Source organism: Microcystis sp. M179S2, from assembly GCF_020245805.1.
Classification (GTDB): domain Bacteria; phylum Cyanobacteriota; class Cyanobacteriia; order Cyanobacteriales; family Microcystaceae; genus Microcystis; species Microcystis aeruginosa.
In genome coordinates this window covers 1-3,530 of the sequence record NZ_JADBUE010000298.1, presented here as the reverse complement: position 1 = coordinate 3,530, position 3,530 = coordinate 1, and the positions used below count along the sequence as shown (strand labels likewise).

Annotated in this window: 5 protein-coding genes and 2 pseudogenes; 2 read left to right on the top strand and 5 right to left on the bottom strand. The window is 40.8% G+C overall.

The genetic code is table 11. The annotated features are described in order from the left end of the window. Positions 1-69 precede the first annotated feature (69 nt). The 5 genes and pseudogenes from IM500_RS24580 to IM500_RS18050 form a co-directional block, all read right to left on the bottom strand. Positions 70-278: pseudogene (locus IM500_RS24580) on the bottom strand (type II toxin-antitoxin system PemK/MazF family toxin); the annotation flags it as partial. Continuing rightward, positions 279-533, bottom strand: coding sequence for a hypothetical protein (locus tag IM500_RS18065; protein ID WP_147072783.1), 255 nt, complete (start codon positions 531-533; stop codon positions 279-281). It lies immediately after the preceding pseudogene. Positions 534-639: 106 nt separating this feature from the next. Continuing rightward, complete coding sequence (locus IM500_RS18060) at positions 640-1,137, bottom strand: PIN domain-containing protein (RefSeq protein ID WP_190718375.1); 498 nt, start codon at positions 1,135-1,137, stop codon at positions 640-642. Next, positions 1,137-1,382, bottom strand: coding sequence for a UPF0175 family protein (locus tag IM500_RS18055; protein WP_002770804.1), 246 nt, complete (start codon positions 1,380-1,382; stop codon positions 1,137-1,139). The genes IM500_RS18060 and IM500_RS18055 overlap by 1 nt, the downstream gene beginning before the upstream one ends. A 174-nt stretch (positions 1,383-1,556) precedes the next feature. Continuing rightward, the gene (locus IM500_RS18050) at positions 1,557-2,726 is read right to left on the bottom strand and encodes a PEP-CTERM sorting domain-containing protein (protein ID WP_190718332.1); all 1,170 of its coding nucleotides are present in this window, start codon (positions 2,724-2,726) and stop codon (positions 1,557-1,559) included. A gap of 189 nt (positions 2,727-2,915) precedes the next feature. On the opposite strand from IM500_RS18050, the gene sipA reads away from it, so the two are divergent. Together sipA and IM500_RS18040 are read left to right on the top strand one after the other, a co-directional pair. Further along, complete coding sequence (gene sipA / locus IM500_RS18045) at positions 2,916-3,128, top strand: regulatory protein SipA (RefSeq protein ID WP_043995397.1); 213 nt, start codon at positions 2,916-2,918, stop codon at positions 3,126-3,128. Positions 3,129-3,194: 66 nt separating this feature from the next. Next, positions 3,195-3,389: pseudogene (locus IM500_RS18040) on the top strand (glycosyltransferase); the annotation flags it as partial. Positions 3,390-3,530: the final 141 nt, after the last annotated feature.

Here is a 3,530-nt window from a genome sequence, read left to right as displayed (position 1 = left end):
TAAGAAAGATCTGACTAATGGATAGCTTAATAAGGGGGGGATCTGATAATTTTTAACGCCTACCTACTTAACAACAATTTGATAACATAAGGCTACTGATTCCTGATTTAAGCCTCCCTGTCCTGCGGGAATAACCATTGTTACGGGGATTTGTGCGCGACGTAAATTACTGGTTAATGGAATTACAACAACAGTGGGACAATAATAACAGGTCGAATACCAGCTTGTTCTGAACCACGACTCGGATTCAAATCAGCTAGATAAATATCCCCTCGCATTTATTGCTTATCCTCTTGTTCAAGGTGAGATAAATAATCGGGTAAAATACTTTCTGAAAAGCTAATATCCTCTTGAGCAAATTCATTTTGTAACGATTGTGCTTCCGCATCTGAAATATGATCCCATTTCTGAAAACGTGAATTTCTTTGTAAGGATTGGGCGAATTCAAGGACTTTTTGCTGTTTTTCTAGCGGTAAAGTCTTAATACTCTGCAAAATCTGGTCTTGAAGATTATTAATATGGGTGATAGACATTTCAACTTTTACTATATTTACACTAGACCGACTATTCTACCACAAAAAACGCTCTTGTTGTCAATTAGTTAGCAACAATTAAATAAGAAAATTTTGAAGGCTTTAGTTATTGGTTTTCATCAATTTCTTGCGCTGTTTTTAATATGTCTAAATACAATATTTGATTAACACGGAAACCTGCTTTAAAAATCAAATCATCCATTAACGGCTGAATAGTAGGAATTAATCTTCTTCTTTTGGCAATTAATAAAATACCTAAAATTCCAATAACATTCAATCCTAAACTAATTGCTTTCTTTCTGCCAGGGTTCTCGTCTATAATTACTCTATCAGCATTTGAAGAAATCGCTAAAGCTATCGTTTCTGATTCTCCTCGGTGTAATTCCTTTTGTAATTCTTCTAATAATAACCGATTCTCTAACTCTCGCTTTTCTATCCAGGATAGGGTTTGAACTTCAATAGTGCCAGGAACTGAATAACCTAATCCTGTCATTTCTTCATAAACAGCCACTGGAATAATAATTGTTCCATAGATATCATGGAGCAAGTTAAGATAGCCGATAGCAGCTAAACTGGTAATCGGAGAGGTGTTACTAACAACAATTACAGATCACCTAAGGTTTTTAAGGTTTGTAATTCTTGTTGCCAATCTACACTATCATAATTTACACAAATATTCCTCTTGGCGACTTCTTGACGAAATTCAATTAAAGATAAGTTGGCAAAATCAGCCGCTTTTGCGCTACTGATATGATAATCTCTAAACATAATGATTGCCAGTTCTAGTTGCAACAGTTGCTCGTTTTTTCCTGTTGCTTGTATAATTTCGTTGGGAATCACAATAGTCATTAAAATTTACGATATTTGTATGAACCGCCCCCATTGTATCACAAAAAAATACTTGTGATCGATTAATTAATAAAAATTAATGAATAGAAACATGGACAAAAAATACCCCCTCAACTGACTGAATGAAGGAGCATTAATTCTACTTTGGTAAGCAATTTAGCCTACTTTTGTGGTTTAGTTTTCGTCGAATTTAGAGGATTTTAGTTTGCGTTTCAGGGTTGAAGCTGCGCCGAGAGTGCCAAGGGTTAATAAGCTGATGACTGTAGAGGGTTCGGGAATTCGTGGTCCGTTATGTGAACTAGCGACAGCTTCTAAAGCATCTATATTTTCATTCACTGCCCCGGTAGCCTGTCTGACATTGAAAGCTGTATCCCAGAGATGCCCACCGTGATTGAGGAATTGGGCAGCTTGACCAAATTGCCAATGCCAAATTTCCCCGCCATCGATATCGCCCCCATTAATATTGGGTGTGATGATTCCATCAAGATTAGCGTCGATGGGCATAACACTGAACAGAATGGCATCGCTGTTATCCCATTGGCCAATGTTACCGCCATCCCAGACCATTAAACCATCCAAATCGATAATATTCGCTAAGTTAGCTATGTCAGGGCGGTTAATCGCCGCCGCAATCTGAGCAGCATCAAGATAAGGGTTACTTACACCACCGTTGTAGTACCATAATGACGTTCTCGTACCGTTAATGAGGGGATCTCCCAGCAAAGAGTACACATCAGCATCATCAGGAGTCGGATCTGCTAGGCCACCCCAAACCTCCAAACCATCGAGATCGTTAACTCCCGCTTGATCAATTTCTGGAGGCTTTGCCCAAAAGCCAATCCCCCCGCCAATCGATTCAGAAAGAACACTTTTTTCATGTATTCCAAGCTGGTTATAAGCAGGACTTGCGTTATAAACAGTAGCACGGGAATCACCGGGGAGTAATAGCGTCGTCGAACCAGTCGAGAATAGTAGGGCGGCTTGATTAGCGATGACATCCCAGAATAGGGCATCTTGATGATTAGCTAAGGCATCTACTTCTCTAGCTGGATCGGTATCACCTGAGCGAGAGCCACTATAGTCGAAGGCATCTTGCCGACCACCATTGCCATCCCAGTAAATATTCTGTTCTGGATCTAGAACTGGCGGTTCTTGAGTGTCTTTGTCAAAGCGATCGCTGTATTCTTTGCCCGGAACATTTTTTGGCCATGGAATATGCGGTCCAGGTGCAGGTTGGACAAACGGTCCTTGAGGAACAAATGGTCCTGCCAATACCTGGGATGGGGCTACCGTGACACCCAGTAAGAGCCAGGAAGAAAACAAAAGTTTATGAGTGATTTTCATGATTATTGCTCCAGCAGATTTCGTATTGCGATTATCCCCTCGCCGCTAGGTCAAGCAACAGCCCAACCCAACGCCAAAGGCGGATGGCAACAGCTTACAGAATACCTATTCCCTAGGGAATCTATCTTTAGAATGATTTGAAATATGCTAAGTTGAGATACGATATCACGATCGCATCTAGCCAGTACTATGAGTGAAATTAGCGTCGGGGGAAAAGTCCGTCTGATTGCCATTCCCCCTTACCTGAAAACCGCCGATCCCATGCCTATGTTACGGCCGCCAGAGCTGCTCAATATCGACGATATCGGCACGGTTATCGATCGCCGGCCGGGGGGTTATTGGGGTGTAAAATTCGATCGAGGCTCATTTCTGCTCGATAGCAAATATTTGGAAGCCATTTAAACCAGTTAAGTGCATCGCAGTCAAGACAACTTTGATAAATCACAGGCAAATCTAAAGAGTTAATTTATGTCTAATACTTTTCTATCGATCGTTATCCCGATGCGCGAGGGATTTAGCGAACATTGGCTAGGAGAATTATTGAAAGTCAAGGGAGATATAGAATTTATTTTAGTTCATCCTCCTGGGGTCAAACCTTCCCCAGTCAATGATCCACGCATGAAACAGATTGTCTGTGCTTTACGAGGTGAAATTATTCAAAGAAGGGAGCATCTCACCTTTGCCATGAGCATAAATACTTAGTGGAAAAATAGGCTTTTCGAGGGTAATTCTTGTTTTAATTCTCCATGTACGCAGTCTTTAAAAGCCTCTATTTCGTTCCAAGACACGATTAAGAGTGGCTTT